Below are 1,529 nucleotides of genomic sequence, written 5' to 3'. Positions count from 1 at the left end.
GGCGTGCCATTGGCGGTGCCACCACCAGCACGGTCGACGCACTTGCCCGACTTGGTGTTGACCACCTGACCACCCGTCGGCGTCGGCGTCGGCGTCGGCGTGGGCGTGGGCGTCGGAGTCGGGGTGGGCGTGGGGTCGCCGCCCCCACCGAAGGTCACGTCGCTGCACAGGAAGTACTTCTGGTCCATGTGCGACGCCTTCCAGACGGTCACGACGACGTGGCGTCCGCTGTATCCGGACGTGGTGACGTCGGTGACGTAGTGCGCCTGGTAGCCGTAGCGGCCAGTCTTCTTGACCAGCTCGAGGTCGTCCCAGCCGATCTCCTCGTACAGCGGGTCGAACCCTTGCCTCGTGACGTAGACCTCGAGCCAGTCGGCGCCGTGCTGCGCTTCGTCGTAGACGTCGACGGTGAAGTTGGAGCCGAGGCTCGTGGTCACCCACGGGCCGGGACGGTCGAGCGGTGCGTAGTTGGTCTCGCCCTGGCGGCCGGCGCTGCAGATCTGGCCGTTCGGGATGACCTGCTTGTAGTTGTCTCCGGTGTTGTTGGCGTAGACGGCCTTCCACGCGGTGATGGCGTTCGGGTTCTCGTGGAAGGTCCGGTAGCACATGGGGTCCTGGGCCTGGTTCGGCTCGCTGCTTCCCCAGCGCTGCAGGCAGCCGTAGTTGCGGGTCTCGGGGGCGATGACCGTGCCGTGCGCGGACGCCTGCGGTGCCTGCTGGACGACGCTCAGCGCGGTGCCCAGCAGGATGGCCATGAGGACTGCGATGCCCATTGCGATGGCGCGAGAAGCGGGTGTGGCTAAGTGCTTCATGAGTTTGTTCCTCTCTGTGTTGGCTGTCAGCGGCTCTGCTGACAGGTCGTGCGTGCGGTAGACGAGCGTGTGAGTGCGCCTAGCCATGGCCGCGGCCACTCACCGTGACGCGTCCAGCGGACTTGAGCTGCGTCGCAGGGCGAACAACTCGGTAAGAGCCCATCGACCCGGGCCCAGGGCAGCGACGAGCAGGAATGTCCAGCAGAACAGCGCGGCCAGTTCGCCCCCGTTCTGCAGGGGAAACAGTCCGTCGGGCTGGTGATGGACGAAATAGGCGTAGGCCATGGAGCCTGAGCAGAGGACCGCGGCCGGACGTGTGCCCACGCCGAGCATGACGAGTGCGCCGCCGGCCAGCTGGATCAGTGCCGCCCACCATCCGGGCCACTGACCGATGGTGGGACTGGGGCCGTGGCCCCCGCCCAGGACGCCGAACAGTGTCGCAGCGCCGTGGCACGCGAACAGCAGTCCCACGACGATGCGGAAAAGGCCCAGGATCGCGCCTTGCAATTTCGGGTGTGCCTCCACAGTGGACGTTCCTCTCTGAGAACGGATGAATATGGTCTGTGGATGTCGGTGGCTGCCCGCGGCGAGGAGTGCCGCAGCCACCCGGCGTAGGTCAGGTGGTGGTGGTCCACTTCTGGCTGTCCCAGGTGCCGCAGTCCCACAGGTGCAGGCGTGCCCCGTTGGCCGTGCTGCCCGCCTCGACATCGAGGCAGC

Annotated in this window: 3 protein-coding genes; all 3 read right to left on the bottom strand. The window is 67.2% G+C overall.

Annotation, left to right across the window (positions count from 1 at the left end; genetic code table 11):
• Window positions 1-812: lytic polysaccharide monooxygenase (locus tag LUM46_RS26585; RefSeq protein ID WP_274998319.1), on the bottom strand; the 812-nt coding region annotated here is incomplete at its 3' end.
• A gap of 99 nt (window positions 813-911) precedes the next feature.
• Window positions 912-1,337: a DoxX family protein gene (locus tag LUM46_RS26580; protein ID WP_274998318.1), complete on the bottom strand. Its 426-nt coding sequence runs from the start codon at window positions 1,335-1,337 to the stop codon at window positions 912-914.
• A gap of 91 nt (window positions 1,338-1,428) precedes the next feature.
• The coding region (locus tag LUM46_RS26775) for an RICIN domain-containing protein (RefSeq protein ID WP_420875808.1) at window positions 1,429-1,529 on the bottom strand (101 nt) is incomplete at its 5' end.

This window comes from Promicromonospora iranensis, assembly GCF_028994805.1.
GTDB lineage: Bacteria > Actinomycetota > Actinomycetes > Actinomycetales > Cellulomonadaceae > Promicromonospora > Promicromonospora iranensis.
The sequence above is the reverse complement of the archived record's forward strand: the minus strand, read 5'-3'. Positions and strand labels throughout refer to the sequence as shown.